25 protein-coding genes are annotated in these 24645 nt (G+C 71.8%); 21 read left to right on the forward strand and 4 right to left on the reverse strand.

Translation table 11 applies throughout. The annotated features are described in order from the left end of the window. The first annotated feature begins 29 nt into the window (after positions 1-29). From zapE to ABT254_RS12835, 15 genes are all read left to right on the forward strand, one after another. The gene (zapE, locus tag ABT254_RS12765; protein ID WP_351467672.1) at positions 30-1136 is read left to right on the forward strand and encodes a cell division protein ZapE; all 1107 of its coding nucleotides are present in this window, start codon (positions 30-32) and stop codon (positions 1134-1136) included. Between the two features lie 153 nt (positions 1137-1289). Next, positions 1290-1682 (forward strand): hypothetical protein, encoded by a 393-nt coding sequence (locus ABT254_RS12770; RefSeq protein WP_351467675.1) that lies wholly within the window; start codon positions 1290-1292, stop codon positions 1680-1682. 82 nt (positions 1683-1764) lie between these two features. Further along, on the forward strand, positions 1765-2343 hold the full coding sequence (locus ABT254_RS12775) for a carbonic anhydrase (protein ID WP_351467677.1): 579 nt from the start codon (positions 1765-1767) through the stop codon (positions 2341-2343). 8 nt (positions 2344-2351) lie between these two features. After that, on the forward strand, positions 2352-3809 hold the full coding sequence (locus tag ABT254_RS12780) for a SulP family inorganic anion transporter (RefSeq protein ID WP_351467680.1): 1458 nt from the start codon (positions 2352-2354) through the stop codon (positions 3807-3809). A 111-nt stretch (positions 3810-3920) separates the two neighbouring features. Further along, positions 3921-4733, forward strand: coding sequence for a slipin family protein (locus ABT254_RS12785; RefSeq protein ID WP_351467683.1), 813 nt, complete (start codon positions 3921-3923; stop codon positions 4731-4733). 94 nt (positions 4734-4827) lie between these two features. Further along, positions 4828-6219 (forward strand): PhoX family protein, encoded by a 1392-nt coding sequence (locus tag ABT254_RS12790; RefSeq protein ID WP_351467685.1) that lies wholly within the window; start codon positions 4828-4830, stop codon positions 6217-6219. A gap of 33 nt (positions 6220-6252) precedes the next feature. Continuing rightward, on the forward strand, positions 6253-6804 hold the full coding sequence (locus ABT254_RS12795; protein WP_351467688.1) for a YbhB/YbcL family Raf kinase inhibitor-like protein: 552 nt from the start codon (positions 6253-6255) through the stop codon (positions 6802-6804). A gap of 69 nt (positions 6805-6873) precedes the next feature. Then, positions 6874-7731, forward strand: a complete 858-nt coding sequence (locus ABT254_RS12800) for a polysaccharide deacetylase family protein (RefSeq protein ID WP_351467691.1) — start codon at positions 6874-6876, stop codon at positions 7729-7731. An 18-nt stretch (positions 7732-7749) separates the two neighbouring features. After that, complete coding sequence (locus tag ABT254_RS12805; protein ID WP_351467694.1) at positions 7750-7929, forward strand: hypothetical protein; 180 nt, start codon at positions 7750-7752, stop codon at positions 7927-7929. A 46-nt stretch (positions 7930-7975) separates the two neighbouring features. Beyond that, positions 7976-8692 (forward strand): aminoacyl-tRNA hydrolase, encoded by a 717-nt coding sequence (locus ABT254_RS12810; RefSeq protein ID WP_351467697.1) that lies wholly within the window; start codon positions 7976-7978, stop codon positions 8690-8692. Positions 8693-8916: 224 nt separating this feature from the next. Beyond that, the gene (locus tag ABT254_RS12815) at positions 8917-9153 is read left to right on the forward strand and encodes a hypothetical protein (RefSeq protein ID WP_351467700.1); all 237 of its coding nucleotides are present in this window, start codon (positions 8917-8919) and stop codon (positions 9151-9153) included. 124 nt (positions 9154-9277) lie between these two features. Next, a complete protein-coding gene (locus tag ABT254_RS12820) occupies positions 9278-10597 on the forward strand; it encodes an MbnB/TglH/ChrH family RiPP precursor modification enzyme (protein ID WP_351467703.1) in 1320 nt (439 codons plus the stop codon). Positions 10598-10669: 72 nt separating this feature from the next. Further along, the gene (locus tag ABT254_RS12825) at positions 10670-11428 is read left to right on the forward strand and encodes a DUF4142 domain-containing protein (RefSeq protein WP_351467706.1); all 759 of its coding nucleotides are present in this window, start codon (positions 10670-10672) and stop codon (positions 11426-11428) included. Between the two features lie 103 nt (positions 11429-11531). Next, complete coding sequence (locus ABT254_RS12830; protein WP_351467709.1) at positions 11532-12332, forward strand: TIGR04222 domain-containing membrane protein; 801 nt, start codon at positions 11532-11534, stop codon at positions 12330-12332. 98 nt (positions 12333-12430) lie between these two features. Beyond that, entirely contained in the window at positions 12431-14071 is a 1641-nt protein-coding gene (locus tag ABT254_RS12835; RefSeq protein WP_351467712.1) for an alpha/beta hydrolase, read from the forward strand. Between the two features lie 22 nt (positions 14072-14093). Here ABT254_RS12835 and hemQ read toward each other — a convergent pair whose 3' ends face one another. Then, entirely contained in the window at positions 14094-14825 is a 732-nt protein-coding gene (hemQ, locus tag ABT254_RS12840) for a hydrogen peroxide-dependent heme synthase (protein WP_099931938.1), read from the reverse strand. 4 nt (positions 14826-14829) lie between these two features. Further along, entirely contained in the window at positions 14830-16290 is a 1461-nt protein-coding gene (gene hemG, locus ABT254_RS12845; protein WP_351467715.1) for a protoporphyrinogen oxidase, read from the reverse strand. Between the two features lie 158 nt (positions 16291-16448). Between hemG and ABT254_RS12850 the strand changes: the two genes are divergently transcribed. Both ABT254_RS12850 and ABT254_RS12855 read left to right on the forward strand, forming a co-directional pair. After that, a complete protein-coding gene (locus ABT254_RS12850; RefSeq protein ID WP_351467717.1) occupies positions 16449-17417 on the forward strand; it encodes a DUF4349 domain-containing protein in 969 nt (322 codons plus the stop codon). 48 nt (positions 17418-17465) lie between these two features. Further along, the gene (locus tag ABT254_RS12855) at positions 17466-18854 is read left to right on the forward strand and encodes an FAD-dependent oxidoreductase (protein WP_351467720.1); all 1389 of its coding nucleotides are present in this window, start codon (positions 17466-17468) and stop codon (positions 18852-18854) included. An 18-nt stretch (positions 18855-18872) separates the two neighbouring features. Here ABT254_RS12855 and ABT254_RS12860 read toward each other — a convergent pair whose 3' ends face one another. Then, the gene (locus ABT254_RS12860) at positions 18873-19211 is read right to left on the reverse strand and encodes a hypothetical protein (protein WP_351467723.1); all 339 of its coding nucleotides are present in this window, start codon (positions 19209-19211) and stop codon (positions 18873-18875) included. A 125-nt stretch (positions 19212-19336) separates the two neighbouring features. Here ABT254_RS12860 and ABT254_RS12865 point away from each other — a divergent pair, with 125 nt between their 5' ends. Further along, positions 19337-20161, forward strand: coding sequence for a rhomboid family intramembrane serine protease (locus ABT254_RS12865; protein WP_351467726.1), 825 nt, complete (start codon positions 19337-19339; stop codon positions 20159-20161). A 19-nt stretch (positions 20162-20180) separates the two neighbouring features. Here the strand turns inward: ABT254_RS12865 and hemE are convergent, their stop codons facing one another. Further along, positions 20181-21257 carry a uroporphyrinogen decarboxylase gene (gene hemE, locus ABT254_RS12870; protein WP_351467729.1) on the reverse strand — a complete coding sequence of 359 codons (1077 nt, stop codon included), beginning with the start codon at positions 21255-21257 and terminating at the stop codon, positions 20181-20183. 126 nt (positions 21258-21383) lie between these two features. Here hemE and ABT254_RS12875 point away from each other — a divergent pair, with 126 nt between their 5' ends. The 3 genes from ABT254_RS12875 to ABT254_RS12885 all read left to right on the forward strand — a co-directional run bounded on the left by ABT254_RS12875 (position 21384) and on the right by ABT254_RS12885 (position 24479). Beyond that, entirely contained in the window at positions 21384-22052 is a 669-nt protein-coding gene (locus ABT254_RS12875; RefSeq protein WP_351467732.1) for a DUF3000 domain-containing protein, read from the forward strand. 222 nt (positions 22053-22274) lie between these two features. Continuing rightward, positions 22275-22937 carry a response regulator transcription factor gene (locus ABT254_RS12880; protein WP_030939825.1) on the forward strand — a complete coding sequence of 221 codons (663 nt, stop codon included), beginning with the start codon at positions 22275-22277 and terminating at the stop codon, positions 22935-22937. Positions 22938-23174: 237 nt separating this feature from the next. Further along, entirely contained in the window at positions 23175-24479 is a 1305-nt protein-coding gene (locus ABT254_RS12885) for an HRDC domain-containing protein (RefSeq protein ID WP_351467735.1), read from the forward strand. Positions 24480-24645 lie beyond the last annotated feature (166 nt).

Here is a 24645-nt window from a genome sequence, read left to right on the forward strand (position 1 = left end):
GTGTGGCACGGCGCTTAGCATGGGGAACCGTGTCGTCCTCCCCTTCCGCCCCCGGCCTCGGCCCGATAACCGACGCGGCCCCGGTGTCCCTGTGCGCCCGTGCCCCGCACGTCCCCGCGGACCGCCTGGTCGCCGAGATGGTGCCGCCGCCGCGCTTCGACTCGGTCCGCTTCAGCACCTACATACCGGACCCGAACCAGCCCAGCCAGACCGAGGCCGTCCGCGTCCTCGAGGGCTTCGCGGCCGGACTCGGCGGGGCGCACGCCGTCGGCGGCGGAAAGCGCGGCTTCCTCGGCTTCGGGAGGCCGAAGGCGCCGAAGCTCCCGCCCGGCCCCCGCGGTGTCTACCTCGACGGCGGTTACGGCGTCGGCAAGACCCACCTGCTCGCCTCCCTCTGGCACGCCACCCCGGCGGAGCCCGCGCTCAAGGCGTTCGGCACCTTCGTCGAGCTCACCAACCTGGTCGGCGCCCTGGGTTTCCAGCAGACCGTGCAGACGCTCAGCGGCCACCGCCTCCTGTGCATCGACGAGTTCGAGCTCGACGACCCCGGCGACACCGTCCTCGTGTCGACCCTGCTCGGCAGGCTCGTCGACGCGGGCGTGGCGCTCGCCGCCACCTCCAACACCCTCCCCGGCAAGCTGGGCGAGGGCCGTTTCGCGGCCGCCGACTTCCTGCGCGAGATCCAGGGCCTGTCCGCCCACTTCCGCGCCCTGCGCATCGACGGCGAGGACTACCGCCACCGCGGCCTGCCCGAGGCGCCGGCGCCGTTCTCGGACGAGCAGGTGACGAAGGCGGCGTACGCCACGCCGGGGGCCTCGCTCGACGACTTCCCGCACCTCCTCGACCACCTCGCCAAGGTCCACCCCAGCCGGTACGGCGCGCTGACCGACGGCCTGAAGGCCGTCTGCCTCACCGACGTCCGCCCCGTCCCCGACCAGTCGACGGCCCTGCGGCTCGTGGTGCTCGCGGACCGGCTCTACGACCGCGAGGTGCCGGTCCTCGCCTCCGGCCTGCCCCTCGACCGGCTGTTCAGCGAGGAGATGCTGAACGGCGGCTACCGCAAGAAGTACTTCCGGGCGATCTCCCGGCTCACCGCGCTGGCGCGGGATGGCAAGGGACTCGCCGAGAGCGACTAGTTCACGCCACCTCACCAGCGCATTTCAGGCTCTCTTCAGCTGGAAACGTTGAGTTAACCCTGCAAACAACTTTGCAGGGTTAACGTGTTTCTTGACCGGTGATTGACCATTCCTTGGTTGATGCAAGAGGCTGAGTGGGAGGAAGGGGGGCGCATGTTCCGAGGTGCGACGACCCGTACGGTCCTGGCCCTGCTTGCTACCGCCCTGCTTGCCCTCACCTTCTTCGCACCCACCACGTCCTTCGCAGCCGCGCACACGGCCCGTCATGCCGTAGCCAAGGATCTGCCCGGAACCAAACTCTCCGGCAAGGCACTGCGTGACGAGGCGGCGACGTTCCGCGACTGCGGAGTCCCCGGGATCCCGACCGGTCCCCTGCGTCCCCGCGAGCGTCATGTGAACACCGGATGCACTCCGGAGGAGCCCGAGCGCCCCCTGCCGGCGCAGGACCCGGCCCTCGTGCACATGGCGGTCGCCAACCGCGCCCCTCATCCGTCGAGACCCTCGACATCCCACTCTCCGGCGGCACTTCAGGTCTTCCGCTGCTGAGAGAGAAGCAGAACAGCGCAGTTCCCCCACATCTGTCCTGCCCACACCGACGCGCCGTCGCGGCGCGCCAGGAGGAGTCATCATGCAGCCCCTCATCGACAACGCCCGTACGTTCGGACAGCGCCCTGAGGAGTTCGCCAAACTCGCCGAAGGCCAGTCCCCGCAGGTGCTGTTCATCACCTGCTCCGACTCCAGGGTCGTCCCGGCCCTGATCACCGGCGCCCGCCCGGGCGAGCTCTTCGAGCTGCGCACCGCGGGCAACATCGTCCCGCCGTTCGCCTCCCAGCACCCCACCAGCGAGGCGGCCACCATCGAGTACGCCGTGGAGGTGCTCGGGGTCGACGACATCGTCGTCTGCGGCCACTCGCACTGCGGCGCCGTCGGTGCCCTGGTGCGCGGCGACGACCTGACCGCCGTCCCCGCCGTGCGCGACTGGCTCGCGCACGCCACCCCGCGCCCGGCAGGCGCGGTCGAGGACCCGGCCGTCACCGAGGGCGTGCAGAGCCACGTCCTGACGCAGCTGCTGCGGCTGCGCTCGTACCCATTCATCGAGAAGAAGCTGAAGGACCGTCAACTGTCCCTGCACGCCTGGTACTACGAGGTGCACACCGGCGCCGTCCTGGCGCACGACCCGGCCGCCGACACCTTCAAGGCCCTGTGAGCGCCGCGATGACGACCAAATACCCTTACCTGAGGCAGGACTTCCTCGCCTCCATAGTCGTCTTCCTGGTCGCCGTGCCGCTGTGCGTCGGCGTGGCGGTCGCCTCCGGCGTCCCGGCGGAGCTGGGCCTCGTCACCGGCATCGTGGGCGGCCTCGTCACCGGGTTCCTGCCCGGCAGCAGCCTCCAGGTCTCGGGGCCGGCCGCCGGTCTGACCGTGCTCGTCTTCGAGGCGGTCAGCGAGTTCGGGGTCGGCACGCTCGGCGTGATCGTGCTGATGGCCGGTCTGCTCCAGCTCGCCATGGGCTTCCTCAAGATAGGCCGCTGGTTCCGGGCGATATCCGTCTCCGTCGTCGAGGGCATGCTCTGCGGCATCGGCCTGGTGATCATCGCCGGGCAGATCTACGCGGCGGCCGGCCTGAAGGCCCCGTCGACCGGCATCGGCAAGATCGCGGGCCTGCCGGGGGCTTTCACCGACGCCCTCGGCAGCACCGAGGCCCTGGCCTCGCTCGCGATCGGGGCGGGCACCATCGCCGTCATCGTGCTGTGGAAGAAGCTGCCGAAGGCGGTGCAGTCGGTGCCGGGCGCCCTCGCGGCGGTGGTCCTGGCCACGGTCGCCACCCTCGCCTTCGGCCTGCCCGTCGCCACCGTCACGGTGGAGGGCCTGTTCGGTGTCATCCAGGTGCCCGGGGCCGGAGCCTTCGGCGAGCTGGCCACCCCGGCCATCTGGGGCACGATCGTCGCGTTCGCGCTGATCGCCTCGGCGGAGAGCCTGTTCAGCGCGGCGGCCGTGGACCGGCTGCACGACGGTCCGCGCACCGAGTACAACAAGGAGATGGTCGCCCAGGGCGTGGGCAACACGGTGTGCGGTCTGCTCGGCGCCCTGCCGATGACGGCGGTGATCGTGCGCAGCTCCGCCAACGTCAACGCGGGTGCGAAGACCAAGGCCTCGCGGGTGCTGCACGGCGCCTGGCTCCTGCTGTTCGCCGCCGCGCTGCCCTCCGCCCTCGGGCTGGTCCCGATTCCCGCCCTGGCCGGCATCCTGGTGCACGCGGGCTGGAAGCTGATCCCGTTCCGCCAGATCTCGGCGCTGTGGCGCAGCCACAAGGGCGAGGCGCTGATCCTCGTGGTCACGGCCGTGTCGATCGTCGCGGTGAACATGTTCGAGGGCGTGCTCATCGGTCTGGCCCTGTCCGTGGTGAAGACCGCGTGGGAGGCCTCGCACCTCAGGACCGAGGTCGTCGACAAGGGAGCCGGTCCCATCCAGGTCCACCTCTCGGGCAATGCCACCTTCCTGCGGCTGCCGAAGATCCTCGACAGTCTGGAGGCGCTGCCCCAGGACCGCCCCATCGAGCTGGACCTGTCCGGCCTGCACCACCTGGACCACGCCTGCCGTACGGCGCTGGAGAGCTGGGCCGAGCGGCACAGCGCGGTCGGCACCGAACCCGTGCGGGTCACGGCGGCGTAGCCGTACGACCCAGCCGTATCACCATGCCCGGTCCGAGACTCGACCAGCGTCTCGGGCCGGGCATATCGTTACAGGAACGTACAAAAGTGGCCTCTCGAAGAGGAGGTCGACATGCTCGAAGAGCTGCTGGGAGCGGCCGTGGCCGCCGGCGCCGCGGGCCTGGTGTATCTCGCGGCCGCGGCACGGGTCGTCAAGCAGTACGAGCGCGGGGTGGTCCTCCGGCTCGGACGGCTGACGGGCGGGGTGCGCGAGCCGGGGTTCACGCTGATCGTTCCCGGGATGGACCGGCTGCGTAAGGTCAACATGCAGATCGTGACCATGCCCGTGCCCGCGCAGGAGGGGATCACGCGCGACAACGTGACCGTGCGGGTGGACGCCGTCGTGTACTTCAAGGTCGTGGATGCGCCGGCCGCGATCATCAACGTGGAGGACTACCGCTTCGCCGTCTCGCAGATGGCGCAGACCTCGCTGCGGTCCATCATCGGCAAGAGCGAGCTGGACGATCTGCTCTCCAACCGCGAGAAGCTCAACGAAGGCCTCGAGCTGATGATCGACAGCCCCGCGGTCGGCTGGGGCGTGCAGATCGACCGGGTCGAGATCAAGGACGTGTCGCTGCCGGACACGATGAAGCGTTCCATGGCCCGGCAGGCGGAGGCGGACCGTGAGCGGCGGGCCCGGATCATCAATGCGGACGCCGAGTTCCAGGCCTCCAAGAAGCTGGCCGAAGCCGCCAAGCAGATGTCCGATCAGCCTGCCGCGCTCCAGCTGCGGCTGCTGCAGACGGTGGTCGCGGTGGCCGCCGAGAAGAACTCGACGCTCGTGCTGCCCTTCCCCGTGGAGCTGCTGCGGTTCCTGGAAAGGGCGCAGGAACACCAGCCGCCGCCTTCGCCGGCGCCACCGCCCGACCACCAGATCGAGACGTGACACGTGTTACCCGCGTGGTTCCCGAGCTGCGCGCCGGGTGATAGACACAGCGACGTCACAGTTCCTGTCCGCCAACAGGAAGGTTGCACCCTTCATGTCTGCAACACGACGTCAGATCCTCGCCCGCTCCGGTGCCCTGGGAGCGGGCATCGCTTTCACCGGGGCCCTGTCCGAACTGTTCGCGGGAACAGCCGACGCCCAGGGCCTGGGCCACACCGGTTACGGCCCCCTGGTCCCCGACCCGAACGGCCTGCTGGACCTCCCGGCGGGCTTCCGCTACCGGGTCCTCTCCCGTGAGGGCGACCAGCTCCGCTCCGGCGAGGGCCCGGTGCCCTCCCACCACGACGGCATGACGGCCCTGCCCGCGAAAGGCGGGCGCGTCCACCTGGTCCGCAACCACGAGAACCGCCCCACCGCGAAGTACGCCGTCCCCACGATCGCGGGCCTCACCTACGACCCGGAGGGCAAGGGCGGCTGTACGGCCCTGACCCTGGACTCCCGCAACAACGTGCTGACGGAGCGTGTCGTCATCGCCGGTACGGCCGTCAACTGCGCGGGCGGGCCGAGCCCTTGGGGCACCTGGCTGACCTGCGAGGAGACCGAGGACAAGGCCGGCACCAACGGCTACACCAAGGACCACGGCTTCATCTTCGAGGTCGATCCCTCCGACCCGCATCGCACGGGCGCCGTCCCGCTGACCGCGATGGGCCGCTTCCAGCACGAGGCCATCGCGATCGACCCCAAGCGCGGGATCGTCTACGAGACCGAGGACGCCTTCCTCAAGCCCTTCGGCCTCTTCTACCGCTTTCTGCCCGACAAGCCGCTGGGGGGCGTCGGTTCACTGCGCGCGGGCGGCCGGCTGCAGGCGATGCGCGTGCCCGGCGTACCCGACCTGTCCACGATCCAGGAGACCGGCGCCACCTTCGACGGCATCGAGTGGGTCGACGTACCGGACCCCCTTGCGGCCCAGACGCCCGTCCGGCTGCAGGACTTCGGCCCGAAGGGCATCACGCACGCGCAGAAGCTGGAGGGCTGCTACTGGGGCGGGCGGTGCGTGTACTTCGTGTCGTCCTTCGCGCACAGCGCCGAGGGTTCGGCGGCCGACCACTACGGCCAGATCTGGCGCTACGACCCCTCGGCGCGCCGTCTGACGCTGGTGATCGTCTTCGGCCCGGACACCGATGTCCAGCTCCCCGGCGAGTCCCCGGACAACATCTGTCTCGCCCCGAGCGGCGGCCTGATGGTCTGCGAGGACGGCAACGGCGCGCAGCACGTCTTCGGCGTGACGAGGAGCGGCGAGGTGTACGCGATGGCCCGCGGCCGCCAAGCGATTACATCAGCCGCTACCGCGGCGGGCGGCACCCCGGACGCTCCCGAGTGGGGCGAGTTCGCCGGCGTCACCTTCTCCCCCGACGGGCGCACGATGTACGTCAACTGCTACACGCCCGGCACGACGTTCGCGGTGACGGGGCCCTGGCGCAGGTAGCGGGGGCGCACGGGCGCGGCTAGCGTTCCGTACATGCACCGCAGGCTTGCGATCGTCGCCGCCGCGGCGGCAGTGGGGCTCGCCTCGGGGTGCGGGGACGACGGCGGTGGCACGCCCGTCCCCGCACCCAGCGCCGCGCGGCGCATCACCGTGACGAGCAGCGCCTTCCCGGAGGGCGGCACGATCCCCCGCCGCTACACGTGCGACGGGGAGAACGTCTCACCACCGCTGGACCTGTCCGGCGTCCCCGACAGCGCCACCGAACTGGTCGTGCTCGTCGAGGACCCGGACGCCCCGCACGGCACCTTCACGCACTGGCTGATGTGGGGCATCGACCCGCACGACACCCACTGGGCCGCCGGAGAAGTGCCCAAGGGCGCCACACAGGGCCGCAACGGCTTCAAGAAGAACGCGTACGGCGGCCCCTGCCCGCCCAAGGGCAAGCCCCACCACTACGTCTTCTCCGTCTACGCCACCGACAAGGCCCTCACCCTGTCCGCCGACGCCACGGCCGACGACGTCAAGCGCGCACTGAGCGGCCACACGGCGGCCTCGGGCACCCTGACGGGCCGCTACGGGCGCTGATCGCGGGCCTTGACCCCGAGCGGTGCGCCGATACACCATTCGCCCGTTTCATCCCTTTATGTTCGTACGATGATCACTCTCGTACGACCTGTATGCGTGCGCCACGCGGCCGCCGCCTGTGTACTCGGCGCCGTGCTCACCGCCTGTGGCGCCCTCGACGCGCCCCGCTCCGCCCGCCCGGCCCCCTCCGCGGCCTCCGCCGCCCCGTCCCGCCCCCCGACCCTCGCCCCCGGCCCCGCCGGTCTCACCCCCGTCTTCAGGAACGGCCCCCGCACCCAGGGCAGCACGGTCGCCCTCACCTTCGACGCCGACATGACCGCCGACGAGGGGGCGCGGGCGGCGCGCGGCGAGCGGTTCGACAATCCGGAGCTGATCGCGACGCTGCGGGCGCTGAAGGTGCCGGCGACCGTGTTCATGACCGGAAGGTGGGCGGACGAGTATCCGGCGCAGGCGCGCTCCATCGGGCGGGACCCGCTGTTCGAGGTCGCCAATCACTCCTACAGCCACTACGGCTTCACCGGGGACTGCTACGGCCTGCCGACCGTCTCCGCGGACCGGATGCGCTCGGACGTGGAGCGTGCGTACGCCGCGTTCCGCAGGGCCGGGGTACCGGACGCGATGCCGTACTTCCGCTTCCCGGGCGGCTGTTACGACCGGCAGGCCCTGAAGGCGCTGGCCGCGACCGGCGTCACCGCCGTCCAGTGGGACGTGGTGAGCGGCGACGCGTTCGCCACGGATGCGGGCGCCGTGGCCCGGCAGGTGCTGGAGGGGGTGCGGCCGGGGTCGGTCGTCGTCATGCACTGCACGCGCAGCGCCGCCCCGGTGACCGAGCGCGCGGTGCGCACCATCGTGCCGGAGCTCCGCAGGAAGGGCTTCCGCTTCGTGAAGGTGTCCGAGCTGATCGGGGCCACGAGGGGGCGCCAGTGAGCGGCTTACGCTGGAGGTGTGAGCGAGGACCACTGCACCATCCGCGACACGACGAAGCCGCCCCGGGAGGACGGGCCGCCGTACGCCGAGTGCGTGCTGTGCCGCGAGCCGACCGAGTATCCGGAGTCGCACAAGGGGATCACCCTGTGCCCGGTGTGCGAGTGGCAGGAGGCTCAGCGCACCGCCTGCTCAGGGTGACCGGCCGGACGTGAGGGCGCAGGCGCCCCCCTTAAGGTTGGCTGGTGTGAGCCAAGACGTGACGTCCGCCAGTGACAGCCCTTTCCGGTCCGAGCCCAACGAGCGGGATCAGGCCCCGCAGTTCGTGCTGCCGCTCGTCGTGCACATCGAGAAGGCCGCGCCGCCCGCCCGTACCGACGCCCTGGAGACCGCCGCCCGGGCCGTGCTGGTGATGCTCGGCGACGAGCGGTCCCTCGGGGACGGCGAATGGGCCCAGGTCATGCGGGACTGGCAGGACGCCCGGATCCGCAAGGTGGTGCGGCGCGCCCGCGGCGCCGAGTGGCGGCGGGCCGAGGCGCTGCCCGGGATCACGGTGAGCGGCAAGTCGGCTCAGGTACGGGTGTTTCCGCCCGTGCCGCTCGACGGCTGGCCCAAGGACCTGGCCAGGTTGCAGGTCTCCGGCACCGATCTCGACGACCCGGAGCCACCGGCAGCGGTGGATCCCGCGGTGCCCGTGCTGTGGCTCAACCCCGACCTCGACATGTCCGCCGGCAAGGCGATGGCGCAGGCGGGGCACGGTGCCCAACTGGCCTGGTGGGAGCTGTCGGACGAGGAGCGGGCTGCCTGGCGGGACGCGGGTTTCCCGCTCGCCGTACGGAGCGCCGACCCGGGCCGCTGGGGTCAACTGACCACGAGCGGGCTGCCGTTGGTGCGTGACGCGGGTTTCACGGAGATCGCGCCAGGCTCCTGCACGGTGGTGGCCGATCATCCGGCGCTGCGCTGAGCGGGGGCCTCCAGCGGCACACTACGACTTTGGTAGGGCCCTGCTCGTCGCGGCCATCGTCGTCACCATCGGAGCCATCGCGTTCCCCGTGTGGACACCCGGGGCTGCGCTCCGCGCACGGCAAGAGCTTCCCGGCCATCGGCACCGTCCGGAACAGCACGAGGAACACGCTCGTACGGCAGCCGGCCTCGGACGCCAGCCAGACCGTCCTCGACCACATCACGGTGCTGGAGAAGACCGGCCGGGGCGACTTCGACGCCATCGCCAACCACGCGGTGGCCACCACGACCGCCGGCCCGACCGGCCCGTCGGCACCGGTCCCCGGCCAGGTGGCGCTCTCGGCGCCGGCCGCCGAGGGCACCGGGGACATCGGCACCACCTCCCGGCCGTCGCCGGGCGCGCCGGGCACCGTCAACACCGACCGGCCGGATCCGGTGGACTCCGAGGGTGTGCTGCGATGAGCCGATCCGGCCGGGCCGAACCTCAAATGTTGCTCTGAAGGTCCCGGCGACGGGATTCGCGTCCGAGCGGCGGGGCCATACCCCCGTCACGTTCTTCGAGGAGACGGCAGGGAGGGGACGGACCATGGAGCGACTGGGAACGGGCATCGGGTGGCGGCCGGAGATCGCCGACGCCGTGGAGCGCATGCCGGGCATCGACTGGGTCGAGGCCGTGGCCGAGAACGTGTGCCCCGGGCACCTCCCCGAGTCGCTGCTGCGGCTGCGCGAGCGCGGGGTGACCGTGATCCCGCACGGTGTCTCGCTCGGCCTCGGCGGCGCGGACCGGCCCGATGAGCACCGGCTCACCGCGCTCGCCGAGCGCGCCGAGGCACTGGGCGCACCGCTGGTCACCGAGCACATCGCGTTCGTACGGGCCGGCGGACCGCTGACGGCGTCCCCGCTCCTGGAGGCCGGGCATCTGCTGCCCGTGCCGCGCACCCGGGACGCCCTCGACGTGCTGTGCGAGAACGTCCGCATCGCACAGGACGCCCTGCCGGTGCCGCTCGCCGTCGAGAACATCGCCGCGCTGATCTCCTGGCCGGGCGAGGAGATGACCGAGGGGCAGTTCCTGTACGAGCTCGCCGACCGGACAGGCGTCAGGCTGCTGATCGACGTGGCCAACCTGCACACCAACCACGTCAACCGCGGTGAGGACCCGGCCAAGGCGCTCGCGGAACTCCCCCTGGAGGCCATCGCGTACGTCCATGTCGCGGGCGGCTTCGCACGCGACGGCGTCTGGCACGACAGTCACGCCCACCCGGTGCCGCAGCCGGTCCTCGACATTCTGACCGACCTCGCCGCGCGGGTCTCGCCGCCCGGGGTCCTGCTGGAGCGGGACGAGAACTTTCCCGAACCCGCCGTGCTGGAAGGCGAGTTGGAGGCCATCCGGGCAGCCGTGGAGAAGGGTCGGGTCATACGCGAGGAGAGCGCGGCGGAGGCGACGGTCGCGGCGGAGGCGGGTGCGGTTTCCGTCGCCGCCCCGGCGTCCGAAGCCGCCCGTCAGCGGCTCGGACTCGCTCAGGCCGCCCTGCTGTCCGCGCTCGTCGCCGGGACGCCCGTGCCGGAGGGCTTCGACCGGGTGCGGCTGGGGGTGCAGGCGCGGGCGCTGGCCGGGAAGCGGGCGGATGTCGTGGCCAAGGTGGCGCCCGAGCTGCCGGAGATCCTCGGGGACGCCTACCGGCCCGCCTTTGTCACGTACGCCCAGCGTCACCCGATGACCGGCGGCTACCGCCGGGACGCCCTGGACTTCGCCGGGCAGCTGCTGCTCGACGGACGTCCGGAGGAGGGCCGGGCCCGGCGCGAGCTCAGGGAGTGGTGGCTGGAGCGGTCGGGGCCCGCGCCGCGGTCGCAGCGGCCGGCGGTGAGGATGGCCAGAGCGGCGCGGCGGGTGCTCCTGCACCGCTGAGCGCCAGGGTGACAGCCGCGACAGCGGGGCCCGCCGAACCCCGCAGTAATATGCGGTGCCGTAGGAGGCACCATGCGACCGCGACCACCCGTCACCGGCCGAGGCATATTCAGCGGCACCGGGGTCATCATCATCGGCCTGACGGCCACCCTGCTGGCGTTGATCTTCCCGATCTGGTCGTACGCCGACCGGTCCGGCACCGGCGTCAGCGCCGACGTACTGAACGCCGACGCCGTCTCGACACAGTACGGCCCGCTGACCGCGCTCGACCGCGACTTCATCACGAAGGTCCGGCTGGCCGGCCTGTGGGAGCTGCCCGCCGGACAGCAGGCCGAGCAGAAGGGCACCACCCAGGCCGTACGGACCGCGGGGCAGCATCTCGTCCTGGGCCACACCTTCCTCGACCAGCGGGTACGGGACGTGGCGGCCAAGCTGGGGCTGCAACTGCCCAACGAACCCAACGACCAGCAGAAGCAGTGGCTGGCGACCCTGAACGCGGCGCAGGGCACGGACTACGACAGCAGGTTCGCCAACATCCTGCGGCTGGCCCACGGCAGGGTGTTCTCGGTCGTCGCCCAGGTCCGCGCGAGCACCCGCAACTCGCTGGTGCGGGCGCTCGCCGACGACGCGAACACGACCGTGCTGGACCACATCAAGGTCCTGGAGGCCACCGGCTACATCGACTGGGACGCCCTCGCCCGGGACATGGCCTCCCCGAGCACTCCCCCGCCGGCCGACCCGAGCACGGGCCCCGGTCCCGTCGTCCCGGTCGAGCCGTCCTCCTCCCCGACCTACACGCTGCCGCCGGCCGCCTCCAGCCCGCCGCCGTGACCTCTGCCGGGCTCACAAACGGAACGTCACATACCCACAACACTCCGTCCGCATGGTGAAAAGGGCATGGCCTTTCGCCGGGCATCTGGCATAGAAACGCGGCATGTTCTGGGTTGTTCTCCTGCTGCTGGCCTGGGCCGCCGCCGGTACCGCGTGCACGCGGTTGTGCCTGGCCGCCGTACGTGCGGCGGCCGGGGACGCGGACGTCGCAGCGCAGGCCAGGCATCATGATCTGACGCTCTACGAGGCCGCGTTCCTCTCCGGCGGGCCCGGCAGGGTCGCCGATCTCACCATGGTCTCCATGGCCCGGCAGCGGCGCCTGCTGCTGGCCCACACGGGCTGGGCGACGGTGGTCGACCCGCGCGGCCGGGACGACATGGAGCGGTCCGTCATAGGGGCCATCGGACCCGAGGGACAAAGCCGCATCGCCCCGGTCCGGGCCGCGGCGGCCTCCGCGGACGCGGTCGCCGGTCTCGGCGACCGGCTCGTCGACGCGGGCCTGGCCGTGCCCGCCGGCGCCCGGACCACCGTGGCGGCCGGAGTACGCCAGGTGCAGTTCGCCGCGCTGGCGGTGCTCGCGCTGGGTGCGATCGCGCTGCTGGTGCCCGCCCAGCCGGACATGCCGCGCGGCCTGGTGGCCCTGTGGTTCGCCCTGCCGCTCGCGCTGACGCTGAGCTGCCTCGCCATCGCCCGGGTCGAGGCCCACCCCTACTCGCGCTGGGCCTCCCCGGCCGGGCAGCGGCTGCTGGGCGCCCTGACCCGGCGCGTCTCGAACGGTGACGACCGTACGTATCTCACCACCGTCGCCGTACGAGGCGTCCGCGCGATCGGTGAACCCGACCTGCGCGCGGCCTTCGCGCACCGCGACCAGTCCTGGCGCGAACCACACGCCAGGGGCGCATAGGGGGCATTGAGGCCGACACCGCCGGGGCGGTGCTTGCCTTCTGCATGCACCGAACGAAACATCCCTTTTGTCGCTGCCATGCACCGAAGGGATACGTCATGAGAGCTGTCGCCCTCTACTCGGCCGCCGGGTCCTTGGTCCTGACCGCCCTCGCGGCCGCACCGGCAGGCAGCGCCCCCGTCGCCCCGGACGCGGCCGAGCTGCACGGCACGACGGTGGCCGCCGCGCGCGCCCGGGCGGCGGGCATCGACTTCGGGAAGTGCGCCGCCGCGCAGGACATGCCGGGCACCATGGAGTGCGGCACGGTGTCCGTGCCGCTCGACTACGCGCATCCCGGCGGCAAGCAGATCAAGCTGACCGTCAGCCGGGTGAGGGCCACGCACAAGGATCCCCACAACAGCAAACGGCGGGTGCCCCGGCAGGGCGCCCTGGTCTACAACCCCGGCGGGCCCGGCGGCGACGGCCTGTACTTCCCGCTCGTCGGGATGCTCCCGGAGTGGAAGCGGCTCGCGGCGGCCTACGACCTGATCGGTTACTCCCCGCGCGGCGTCGGCAAGTCCTCGCCCCTGTCCTGCGAGGAGCCCAAGCTCTTCTTCAAGGCGCCCTCGCAGGCGCCGACGCACCCCTCGGAGGAGTACAAGCAGGAGCGCATCAAGGAGGCGAAGGCCTATGCGACGGGCTGCGCCAAGCGGTCCGGTGGCGGACTGCAGTACTTCAACTCGCTCAACAACGCCCGTGACCTGGACGTCGTGCGGGCGGCACTGGGTGAGGGGAAGCTGACGTTCATGGGCGCCTCGTACGGCACCTACTTCGGGGCGCTGTACGCGACGCTGTTCCCCTCGCACGTACGGCGGATGGTGTTCGACTCGGCGGTGAACCCCGCCCCCGAGCAGATCTGGTACCGCAACAACCTCGACCAGTCGGCTGCGTTCGAGAAGCGCTGGGCGGACTTCCGGGAGTGGATCGCCCGGCACGACGACGTGTACGGGCTGGGGTCGACGGCCGACGAGGTGCAGGCAGCCTACGAGAAGGCGAGCGAGCAGCTGGCGGCGAAGCCGGCGGGCGGCAAGGTGGGGCCGGCCGAACTGCAGGCGGCGTTCCTGTCGGCCGGGTACTACGACGACTACTGGCCGACCCGCGCGAAGGCGCTGTCGGCGTATCTGAAGGGCGATGCGAAGCCGCTGGTCGAGCAGGCCGGTCCGGCCACCGAGACGGCCGCCGAGGCGGAGAACACCAACGCGGTGTACACCGCCGTCGAGTGCAACGACGCGCCCTGGCCGACGGACTGGAAGGTCTGGGACCAGGACAACACGCAGCTCGCGCGGGTGGCTCCCTTCGAGACCTGGGACAACGCGTGGATGAACCTGCCGTGCGCCTACTGGCCGGCGCCCCGGCAGCAGCCCCTCGATGTGCGGACCGGGCCCGGTGAGCTGCCGCCGACGCTGATCCTCGCCGCCGAGCGGGACGCGGCGACGCCGTACGACGGCGCACAGGAGCTGCACCGGCGGCTCGACGGCTCGGTCCTGGTGACCGAGCGGGAGGCGGGCACGCACGGCATCGCGGGCGGGCCGAACCGGTGCGTCAACGGCTACCTGGATGCGTATCTGCTGGAGGGCCGGCTGTCGGTGGAGGAGGCGTCCTGCGCCCCGCACGCGGAGCCGAACCCGGCCGCGACGGACGGCCGGGCCCACCCGGCCCCCATCAAGGAGAACCTGAAGGGCAAGACCGCCCGGCCTTGACCACCCGACTGCCGGGCGCCGCCTACGCCAGGCCCGCGACGAGTTCCGCGATGTCCTTGCGGCGGCCCGTGTAGAACGGGACCTCCTCGCGGACGTGCATCCGGGCCTCGGAAGCGCGCAGGTGGCGCATGAGGTCGACGATGCGGTACAGCTCGTCGGCCTCGAAGGCCAGGATCCACTCGTAGTCGCCGAGGGAGAACGAGGCGACCGTGTTGGCGCGGACGTCCGGGTAGCCGCGGGCCATCTTGCCGTGGTCGGCGAGCATGCGACGGCGGTCCTCGTCGGGCAGCAGGTACCAGTCGTAGCTGCGCACGAAGGGGTAGACGCTGACGTAGTTGCGGGGCGTCTCGTCGGCGAGGAAGGCCGGGATGTGCGAGCGGTTGAACTCGGCGGGGCGGTGCAGCGCCATGTTCGACCAGACCGGCTCCAGGGCGCGGCCCAGCTTGGTGCGGCGGAAGAGGTTGTACGCCTCCTGAAGCTGGTCGCTGGTCTCCGCGTGCCACCAGATCATGAGGTCGGCATCCGCGCGCAGGCCCGACACGTCGTACGTGCCGCGGATCGTCACGTCCTTCGCGGCGAGCTGGTCGAACAGCTCCTGGACCTCGTCGGCGTAGCCCGCGCGGTCCTCGGGCAGCACGTCCTTCAGCCTGAAGACGGACCACAGGGTGTAGCGGATGACCTCGTTGAGGTCCTTGGCCAGCTTGCCCTTGTTCGCGATGCGGTCCGGGGCAGTGGTGGGGGCGTCGTCACTCATGCGGCTATTCTCCCGCTCCGCCGTGCAGACTCTGCACCGGGCCCGCGGTGAGCTCCTCCACACCGCTCAGGTCCCCGCCGATCTGGTCGACGGCCGCGTAAGCGCTCGCGATGCAGGCCGGGATGCCCACGCCGTCGTAGGGGGCGCCGCAGACGGCGAGGCCCGGCAGCTTGGCGACGTGCTCGCGGATGCGGGCCACGCGGGCGTGGTGGCCGACGGGGTACTGGGGCAGGCCGTCGGTCCAGCGGGTGACGTGGGTTTCGAGGGGGGTTGCGTCCAGTCCGGTGGCCTCGCGCAGGTCGTGACGGGAGACGTCCACCAGGCCCGCGTCCTCGCGCTGGAGGATCTCGGTCTCGCCGTACCGGCCGACGGATGTGCGCAGGACCACCGTGTCCGGGTTCTCCTCGGCGATCCAGCCCCACTTCTGGGAGGCGAAGGTCGACGCCTTGATGGTGCGTCCGTCCACCGGCGGGACGAGGAAGCCGCTGCCCTCGGGGAGGGCGGTGTCGGCGCGGCGGTAGGCGAGGGTGACCAGGGCCATGGAGGCGTACTCGACGGCGGCGAGTTCCGTGGCCGCCTCCGGGGCCTCGGGGCGCAGGAGGCCGGCGGCCGCGGGGGCGGGGACGGCCACCACGACGGCGTCCGCGTGCAGCACACGGTCACCGGCGACGACCCGCCAGCCCCCGGGCGTCTCGCGACGCAGCTCCGTCACCGGCGTCCCGGTCAGGATCTCGCCGCCGCGCGCGCGGACGGACTCCGCCACCGCGAGGGGGAGGCTGCCGATGCCGCCCCGGATGCCCATGAAGACGGGTCCGGTCTGCTGGGCGGCGGCCATCCTGGCCTGGAGCTCGCGGACGCCCTCGGTGAGCGAGTCGTGCGTCTTCGCGACCTGGTAGAGCTGCGGGACGGCCGAGCGCATCGAGATGCGGTACGCGTCGCCCGCGTAGACACCGCCGAGGAGGGGTTCCACCAGGCGGTCGACGACCTCGCGGCCGAGCCGGGCCGCCACGTACTCCCCGACCGCGATGTCGTCGCCGACCTCCGTGCGCGGCAGGTCGGCGTCGCGCTCGATACGGGCCAGGCCCTCGTCGGACAGGACGCCGGTCAGGGCGGCCGCGGTGCCGGGAACGCCCATGACGTGGCCCTTGGGCATGGGGCGCAGGGCGCCGCGGGTCCAGATCGAGGCCGTCGCCGTGGCCGGCGGCTGCAACCGGTCGTCGAGGCCGACCTCGCGGGCGAGGGCCACCGCCTCCGGTCTGCGCGCCAGCATCGACTCGGCGCCGAAGTCCACGCGCGCGCCCGCGATCTCGCCGGGCAGCAGCTTGCCGCCGACGCGGTCCGACGCCTCCAGCACGGTCACCCGCGCACCCTGCTGCAACAACCGGTGGGCCGCGGCCAGTCCGGCGATGCCGGCTCCGACGACGACGACCCGCCCGGTGCCCGTACGACTCTCCACTTCGCGCATGTCCTCAAGCCTCTCAGACCCCTCTGACAGTCCGTCGGCGACCTGGTGTCCTTCACGAGTCCTGACCGTGACCGCATCGGGACCGTCCGGGTCCAACGTCTTGGCCCGTCCGGGCGTCGAAGGAGCGTCAGTCGTCACGACCCCCGGGGGTACACCACATGCGCGCACGACGTCCCGTACGACCCGTACCGGCCCTGGCCGCGCTCCTGCTCGCGGCGGCACTCGCGCTCACCGGATGCAGCGGGAGCAACTCCGACTCCGGGGGGAGCGCTGCCGACAAAGCCGTCCAGAGCGACGGGAAGGCGGCCGCTCCGGGCGGCGAGAGCAACGCGAACGGCGCCGGGGCCAAGCGTGCGCCGAAGCTGACCGCGAGCGGCATCATCCGCACCGCCTCGCTGACCGTGCAGGTCAAGGACGTGCCGAAGGCACTCGACGAGGCCCGTACGACGACCGAGAGCGCGGGCGGCTACGTCGGCGACGAGACCACCAGCCGGGACGAGAAGGGCCGCGAGCGCACCCGTGTCGTGCTGCGCGTGCCGGTCGACAAGTACGACGAGGTCCTCGCCGGCCTCCAGGGCGCGGGCAAGCTCCTCGACCGCACCGCGAAGGCCGAGGACGTCACCGACCAGGTCGTCGACGTGGACAGCCGTATCAAGTCGCAGCGGGCCAGCGTGGCCCGGGTCCGGGAGCTGATGGATCGGGCCACCAAGCTCAGCGACGTGGTGGAGCTGGAGGGCGAGCTGAGCAACCGGGAGGCCGACCTGGAGGCGCTGCTCGCCCAGCAGGCGTCCCTGAAGGACCGCACGAGCCTCGCGACGATCACCCTGTCCCTCTCGGAGACACCGGTGAAGGCGGCCGCGAAGGACGACAGTCCCGGGTTCGTGGACGCGCTGGCCGGCGGCTGGGGCGCGTTCGTGACGATGCTGCGCTGGCTCGCGGTGGCGCTCGGCGCGGTACTGCCGTTCGCCGCGGTGGCGGCACTGATCGCGCTGGCCTGGCTGCGCCTCGTCCGGCCCCGGCTGCCGCACCGCCCGGCCCCCGCACCCGCGACCAGCGCACTGGGTCCGCTGCCGACGGCCCGGCCGGCACCCCAGGCGCCGACCACGCGCGAGAACGACCAGGACTGATCGGTACGGGACCCGGCCTGAAATGCCGCGCCCCCGTAGCGTGTTCGCATGGACATGAGCGCTGCGAGGGAACGACTGGTCGTGATCGGCGGAGACGCCGCGGGGATGTCCGCGGCGTCGCAGGCACGCCGTCTGAAGGGCCCCGACGAGCTGGAGATCGTGGCGTTCGAGCGCGGCCACTTCACCTCGTTCTCGGCGTGCGGCATCCCGTACTGGGTGGGCGGCGACGTCGACGAGCGGGACCAGCTGATCGCCCGTACGCCCGAGGAGCACCGCGCGCGGGACATCGATCTGCGCATGCGGACGGAGGTCGTCGAGATCGACGTGGCGGGCGGCCGGGTACGCGCGCGTGACGTCGATTCCGGCGACGAGTCCTGGACCTCGTACGACAAACTCGTGATCGCGACCGGCGCGCGGCCGATCCGTCCGGACATGCCGGGCGCCGACGCCCCCGGTGTGCACGGCGTGCAGACGCTCGACGACGGGCAGGCGCTCATCGACTCGCTCACGCGCACGCGTGGCCGTCGCGCGGTGGTCGTCGGGGCGGGCTACATCGGCGTGGAGATGGCGGAGGCGCTCATCAACCGCGGCTACGAGGTGACCGTCGTCAACCGCGGCAGCGAGCCGATGTCCACGCTCGACCCCGACATGGGCCGCCTGGTGCACGAGGCCATGGAGGGCATGGGCATCACCATGGTCGACGACGCCGAGGTCACCAAGGTGCACACCGGCGAGGACGGCCGGGTGCGGGCGGTGGCCACGGAGGATGCCGAGTACCCGGCGGACGTGGTGGTCCTGGGCATCGGCGTACGCCCGGAGACGGCGCTGGCCAAGGCGGCGGGGCTGCCCCTCGGCGCCCACGGCGGCCTGCTCACCGACCTGTCCATGCGGGTGCGCGGGCACGAGAACATCTGGGCCGGCGGCGACTGCGTGGAGGTCCTCGACCTGGTCTCGGGACAGGAGCGCCACATCGCCCTCGGCACCCACGCCAACAAGCACGGCCAGGTCATCGGCACCAACGTCGGCGGCGGTTACGCCACCTTCCCGGGCGTCGTCGGCACCGCGGTGTCCAAGGTCTGCGACCTGGAGATCGCCCGCACGGGCCTCCGGGAGAAGGACGCCCGCCGGGTCGGCCTCCAGTTCGAGACGGTCACCATCGAGTCCACCAGCCGCGCCGGCTACTACCCGAACGCCTCCCCGATGACGGTGAAGATGCTCGCCGAGCGGCGGACGGGCCGCCTGCTCGGCGTCCAGATCGTCGGCCGCGAGGGCGCCGGCAAGCGAGTGGACATCGCAGCGGTCGCCCTCACGGCCGGCATGACGGTGGAGCAGATGACAGCCCTGGACCTGGGCTACGCGCCACCGTTCAGCCCGGTCTGGGACCCGGTACTCGTGGCCGCCCGCAAGGCATCAAGGGCGGTAGCGCGAGGTTTTTAGGGGACTCGCCGACGAATCCTACGCCGAGCCGTTGATCCGCTCGATCGCCTGCCGCGCCTGCTCCGCCGGAGGCCGCGGCGGCAACGACGACACCGAGGCGGTGGAGGTCATGGCAGGGGCGGCCGACACCGCCGCAGGCTGCTCCCCCGCCGGCTTGGCATGCGCAGCACTCCGTACGGTCCGCAGCCGGTGACTCACCGCCTCGTCCAGCGTCACCGGCCGCTGCATCTGCGAAGCCAGCCGTCCGGCCTCCTGGCCGAGCCGGGCGACGTCCTCCCAGGGCAACCTCACCACCAGGGAGAGCTCCGCCTCCCCGTCGGGCGTGGCGTGCATCGGAGGAGTAACTCGGTCGTTCATCGCCTGTTCCTCACGTCGTCCCCGCGACCCGCCTTCCCCGTGCCGCGGGCGGTTGAGGAGACATACGCACGCGCGCGTGACCGCGTTCACCGATTCACGCGGTCCACCGGGGGCACTAATTCCTTGTGGTCATACCCGTCCATGACGTGAACCCCGTGCGCCGCACCCCCTGGGTGACGTACGCGCTGATCGCCGCGAACGTGTACGTCTTCCTGTCAACGCCCGGCCTCGCCGGTTCCGTGGCGGGCGACAGCAGTCTGTCCCAGCTGTGCCATCTGCAGGCGTTCCTGGACCACTACGCGGCCGTACCGCGGGAGTTGATCCACCATCAGATGCCCCGGGTGGTCCCGACCGGCGACATAGGAGTGGGCGCGCACGGGGCGGGCTGTGTGGTGGCGCCGCCGAGCTACGACAAGTCGCCGGCCGTGTCCGTCTTCACCGCGATGTTCCTGCACGGCAGCTGGCTGCACCTGCTCGGCAACATGCTCTTCCTGCTGATCTTCGGCAACAACGTCGAGGACCGCATGGGGCACATCAGGTACGCGCTGTTCTACGTCGTCTGCGGCTATGCCGCCTCGTACGGCTTCGCGCTGCTCAACGCCGACTCGTCCGACCCGCTGATCGGCGCGTCCGGAGCCATCGCCGGGGTCCTGGGCGCCTATCTGGTGCTGTATCCCAAGGCCAGGGTCTGGATCCTGGTGCCGTTCCTGCTCTTCCTGCCGCTGCGCCTGCCGGCCTGGCTGGTGCTGGGCTTCTGGTTCGTGCTGCAGGCCCTGTACTCGTCCGGCGAGGGCGTCTCCAGCGCGGGGACGGTGGCGTACGCGGCGCACGTCGTCGGCTTCCTCGTCGGCATGCTGTTCGCCTGGCCGCTCAAACCGGGCACGCCCCCACCGCCGGAACCGCGCGGCCTGCTCTTCGGCAGGCGGGCGCGGCCCCGGCACACGTGGTGAGCCGTCGAGAGAAGCAGCTTTAGCGGGCCGTCTGCGTGTGGACGTACTCCACGAGCCGGGTCAGCGCGTCCGGGTCGGTGGACGGCATGACGCCGTGGCCGAGGTTGAAGACGTGGCCCTCGAGGCCCGCGGCGGAGTCGAGGACCTCGCGGGTCTTGGCCTCGACGGCCTCCGTGGAGGCGAACAGGACGGTCGGGTCGAGGTTGCCCTGGAACGCCTTGCCGGGGCCGACCCGGCGGGCCGCCTCGTCGAGCGGCACGCGCCAGTCGACGCCCACGACGTCCGCGCCCGCCTCGCCCATCAGCCGCAGCAGCTCGCCGGTGCCGACACCGAAGTGGATGCGCGGCACGCCGTACCCGGCGACCGCGTCGAAGACCTTGGCGGAGGCGGGCAGCACCGAGCGGCGGTAGTCGGCCGGGGCGAGGGCGCCGGCCCAGGAGTCGAAGAGCTGGACGGCCGAGGCGCCCGCCTCGATCTGCACCTTCAGGAACGCGGAGGTGATCTCCGCGAGACGGTCGAGCAGGTCGGCCCAGAGCTCGGGGTCGCCGTACATCATCGCCTTGGCGTTCTCGTACGTGCGCGAGGGGCCGCCCTCGACGAGGTAGCTCGCAAGGGTGAAAGGCGCCCCGGCGAAACCGATGAGGGGGGTCGAGCCGAGCTCGCGCGTCAGCAGGCCGATCGCCTCGGTGACGTAGGAGACGTCCTCGGGGGTGAGGTCGCGCAGCTGGGCCAGGTCGGCGCGGGTGCGGATCGGGTGCCCGACGACCGGGCCGACGCCCGGCTTGATGTCGAGGTCGATGCCGATGGCCTTGAGCGGGACGACGATGTCGCTGTAGTAGATCGCCGCGTCCACGCCGTGCCGGCGCACCGGCTGGAGGGTGATCTCGGTGACGAGTTCGGGGCGCGTGCAGGACTCCAGCATCGGGATGCCCTCGCGGACCTTGCGGTACTCGGGCAGGGAGCGCCCGGCCTGCCGCATGAACCACACGGGCGTGTACGGCACGGGCTCGCGCCTGCACGCCTTGAGGAAGGCCGATTCGTACGTGGCTGACGGCTGTGTCCGGTCCTGGCCCACGGGGCTCTCGTTCGCACTCACGACCGCAAGTCTCGCACGGCGCCCGAGGCGCCACGGCCGGGGTTCATGAGGCACTATCCGGACATGCGGACCCCGCACGGGTGTCCCTCCCTGCGCGAAGCCCCGGTTCCCCTTAATCTTCCCCGCATGGCTGCGGCTCAGGGACGACTGTCGGACGGCGCTGACGGAATGGACGACACCAAGGAGGGGGATCGGAGTGGCGGCGGTACGCCTCCGCCGCCCTTCCGGGCTGCCGTCGACGCGCTGAGGACCGCGCGGCTGCGGCCGCAGATCGAGATCGAGCCGGCGCCGGCGCCCAAACGGCTCGCGCCGTTCTCGTACGCGTTGGAGGCGACCGTCGTCGACGGCGACCAGGACCTGGCCGACGGCCGCCTGGTGCTGCTGTACGACCCGGCCGGGCACGACGCCTGGCGGGGCGCCTTCCGGCTGGTGACGCTGGTGCGTGCGGAGCTGGAGCCGGAGATGGCCGCCGACCCGCTGCTGCCGGACGTGTGCTGGTCCTGGCTGACCGGCGCGCTCCAGGCGCGCAGTCTGTCGTACGGCGAATCGAGCGGCACCGTCACCCGGGCGAGCTCGCACTACTTCGGTGGTCTTGCGGAGCGCCCGGCGGCCTCGCAGATCGAGATCCGCGCCTCCTGGACGCCTCGCGAGGGCCTGGGCGGGGTCCCGGACACGGCCTCGCACCTGGCCTCCTGGTGCGATCTGCTGGCCCAGGTCGCGGGCCTGCCGCCGGCCGGTCCGGGTGATGCGTCGGTCGTGACGCTGCCGCAGCGGCGGGATCCGCAGGCACGCTGACCGGCAGGTCGGCCGTCGCCTTGACCGTCACTTTGTCGATACGGCCACTTTCGGTCATGAATGGTGCCGCGAACGAACCGATTCGTTCATCGCACGATCGATCGCGTGTCCGAATTGCACTAATTGATACTCACTAAATCGTGATCTTTCCCTAAAGGACTTCGGGTTTGGTGCCGAAGACGACTGTGACCTTGAAAGCCGTCCCGCACCCCAGGAGGCCTGGTGTCCGTTCTCCTCGAGCAGCCCGCAAGCCTGGTCGCCTACCGCCCGAACAAGCCGACCGCCATGGTGGTCGTGGCCGATCCACGCGTCCGCTCCACCGTGACCCGACATCTGTGGGCGCTCGGTGTGCGTGATGTCATCGAGGCCTCGTCCATCGCGGAGGCTCGTCCCCGCATCGGCAACCCCCGCGACATCTGCGTCGCCGACGTCCACCTGCCCGACGGCTCCGGCCTCACCATCCTCTCGGAGACCCGCGCGGCGGGCTGGCCCAACGGCCTCGCGCTGTCCGCCGCCGACGACATCGGCGCCGTGCGCAACGCCCTCGCGGGCGGCGTCAAGGGCTATGTCGTCACCGGCACCCGTACCAACGTCGGGCTCCCCACCCGGCCGGGCGCCGCCCCCATCGGATCCGCCGCCGCGCGTATGCACCGCCGCCCCCCGGGTGCCCCGAGTCACCCGGGTGGCTACCGCGAGCTCTCCGGCCGCGAGGTCGAGGTGCTGCGACTGGTCGCGGAGGGCCAGTCGAACAAGGCGATCGGCGTTTCGATGGGCCTGTCCGCACTGACCGTCAAGAGCCACCTCGCCCGCATCGCCCGCAAGCTGGGCACGGGTGACCGCGCCGGGATGGTCGCGGTGGCGCTGCGGACCGGCATCATCCACTGAGCCGTACGCCCCGCCCTTTACTTCTCTCCCGACTCCCTCTCGCCCCCGTCTCGCCCCTCTCCCCTGTACATCTCTGCCATTCACGGACGTGAACAGGATCGGAGTCGATCCCCCCGGCCGTGTCCCACCTGTCGTGAACCGGATCTTTCACCGACCTGACTGGTTTACGACCCCCAGGCGCCCGTCGACGGAACGTTACGTCGGCGGGCGCTGTCCATACACAGATACCCTTGACACGTGACCGACGCCCAAGAGACCGCAGCAGACAGCTCACTGCGAACCACCGGAGGCGCCCCTCCGGAAGACGGCGGAACATCTGTTACGGGGGCGCCGAACGCAGAACCGAGCCCGGAACCGACCCCTCTGCTGGAGCCGCGCGAGGGCATCCCGCCCGTGATCGCCGACGCGGACGCGCTCGCCCGGGTGGTCGCCGCCTTCGCGGCCGGTTCAGGACCCGTCGCCGTCGACGCGGAACGCGCGTCCGGCTATCGCTACGGCCAGCGTGCCTATCTCGTGCAGCTGCGCCGCGAGGGCGCCGGGACCGCGCTGATCGATCCCGTGGCCTGTCCCGATCTCTCGGGCCTCGGAGAGGCGCTCTCCGGCGTCGAGTGGGTGCTGCACGCGGCCACTCAGGACCTGCCGTGTCTGCGCGAGATAGGCATGGTGCCGACGCGGCTGTTCGACACCGAGCTCGCGGGCCGTCTCGCCGGGTTCCCCCGGGTCGGCCTCGGCGCCATGGTCGAGAACGTCCTCGGCTTCGTACTCGAAAAGGGCCACTCCGCCGTCGACTGGTCGACCCGCCCGCTGCCCGAGCCGTGGCTGCGCTATGCGGCGCTGGACGTCGAGCTCCTGGTGGATCTGCGCGACGCGCTGGAGAAGGAGCTGGACCGGCAGGGCAAGCTGGAGTGGGCCCGGCAGGAGTTCGACGCGATCGCCTCGGCTCCGCCGCCGGAGCCCCGCAAGGACCCCTGGCGGCGTACGTCCGGGATGCACAAGGTGCGACGGCGCCGGCAGCTCGCCGTGGTGCGGGAGCTGTGGCAGACGCGGGACCGGATCGCCCAGCGGCGGGACGTGTCGCCGGGGAAGGTGCTCGGGGACGCCGCCATCGTGGAGGCGGCGCTCTCCCTTCCGGGCAATGTGCACGCGCTGGCCGCCCTGAACGGGTTCGGGAACCGGATGGGACGGCGGCAGCTGGAGCAGTGGCAGGCCGCGGTGGACCGTGCGAAGGCTCTGCCGGAGGCGCAGCTGCCGGCGCCGGGGCAGGCGGTGACCGGGCCCCCGCCGCCGCGCGCGTGGGCCGACAAGGACCCGGCCGCCGCGGCGCGTCTGTCGGCGGCCCGGGCGGCGGTGTCCGCCCTGGCCGAGCAGCTGAACATGCCCCAGGAGAACCTGATCACGCCGGACACGGTGCGGCGGGTGTGCTGGGAGCCGCCGAAGGTCGTCGACGCGGACTCGGTCGGTGCGGCGCTCTCGGGGCTGGGGGCTCGGCCCTGGCAGGTCGAGCAGGTGACGCCGGTGCTGGTGGCCGCGTTGTCCGCCTAGGGACACCTCCCCGGCTCCAGCAGCGGCCGATCGGCGGAGAGCAGCGACCGGGTGGCCCTGAGTACCGCGCACCCCCGCGAGTGTGACGTTCACCGCTCCAGCCGTCAGGGGTGTGCAGGTACGTTACCCGCAAGTAGCATGGGCCTGAGCGCGCGCTCAGCGCTTG

Origin of the sequence: Streptomyces sp. NPDC001137 (assembly GCF_040298885.1) — a bacterium.
GTDB lineage: Bacteria > Actinomycetota > Actinomycetes > Streptomycetales > Streptomycetaceae > Streptomyces.

What these genes read in the sequence shown, in the direction of transcription:
- ABT254_RS12830 (WP_351467709.1), top strand. Translation starts at nt 11,532, where the DNA reads ATGTTCTGGGTTGTTCTCCTGCTGCTGGCCTGGGCCGCCGCCGGTACC.
- hemG (WP_351467715.1), bottom strand. Translation starts at nt 16,290, where the DNA reads ATGCGCGAAGTGGAGAGTCGTACGGGCACCGGGCGGGTCGTCGTCGTC.
- ABT254_RS12780 (WP_351467680.1), top strand. Translation starts at nt 2,352, where the DNA reads ATGACGACCAAATACCCTTACCTGAGGCAGGACTTCCTCGCCTCCATA.
- ABT254_RS12795 (WP_351467688.1), top strand. Translation starts at nt 6,253, where the DNA reads ATGCACCGCAGGCTTGCGATCGTCGCCGCCGCGGCGGCAGTGGGGCTC.
- ABT254_RS12835 (WP_351467712.1), top strand. Translation starts at nt 12,431, where the DNA reads ATGAGAGCTGTCGCCCTCTACTCGGCCGCCGGGTCCTTGGTCCTGACC.
- ABT254_RS12785 (WP_351467683.1), top strand. Translation starts at nt 3,921, where the DNA reads ATGCTCGAAGAGCTGCTGGGAGCGGCCGTGGCCGCCGGCGCCGCGGGC.
- ABT254_RS12800 (WP_351467691.1), top strand. Translation starts at nt 6,874, where the DNA reads ATGATCACTCTCGTACGACCTGTATGCGTGCGCCACGCGGCCGCCGCC.
- ABT254_RS12875 (WP_351467732.1), top strand. Translation starts at nt 21,384, where the DNA reads ATGGCTGCGGCTCAGGGACGACTGTCGGACGGCGCTGACGGAATGGAC.
- ABT254_RS12790 (WP_351467685.1), top strand. Translation starts at nt 4,828, where the DNA reads ATGTCTGCAACACGACGTCAGATCCTCGCCCGCTCCGGTGCCCTGGGA.
- ABT254_RS12825 (WP_351467706.1), top strand. Translation starts at nt 10,670, where the DNA reads ATGCGACCGCGACCACCCGTCACCGGCCGAGGCATATTCAGCGGCACC.
- ABT254_RS12860 (WP_351467723.1), bottom strand. Translation starts at nt 19,211, where the DNA reads ATGAACGACCGAGTTACTCCTCCGATGCACGCCACGCCCGACGGGGAG.
- ABT254_RS12820 (WP_351467703.1), top strand. Translation starts at nt 9,278, where the DNA reads ATGGAGCGACTGGGAACGGGCATCGGGTGGCGGCCGGAGATCGCCGAC.
- ABT254_RS12775 (WP_351467677.1), top strand. Translation starts at nt 1,765, where the DNA reads ATGCAGCCCCTCATCGACAACGCCCGTACGTTCGGACAGCGCCCTGAG.
- ABT254_RS12855 (WP_351467720.1), top strand. Translation starts at nt 17,466, where the DNA reads ATGGACATGAGCGCTGCGAGGGAACGACTGGTCGTGATCGGCGGAGAC.
- ABT254_RS12770 (WP_351467675.1), top strand. Translation starts at nt 1,290, where the DNA reads ATGTTCCGAGGTGCGACGACCCGTACGGTCCTGGCCCTGCTTGCTACC.
- ABT254_RS12850 (WP_351467717.1), top strand. Translation starts at nt 16,449, where the DNA reads ATGCGCGCACGACGTCCCGTACGACCCGTACCGGCCCTGGCCGCGCTC.
- hemQ (WP_099931938.1), bottom strand. Translation starts at nt 14,825, where the DNA reads ATGAGTGACGACGCCCCCACCACTGCCCCGGACCGCATCGCGAACAAG.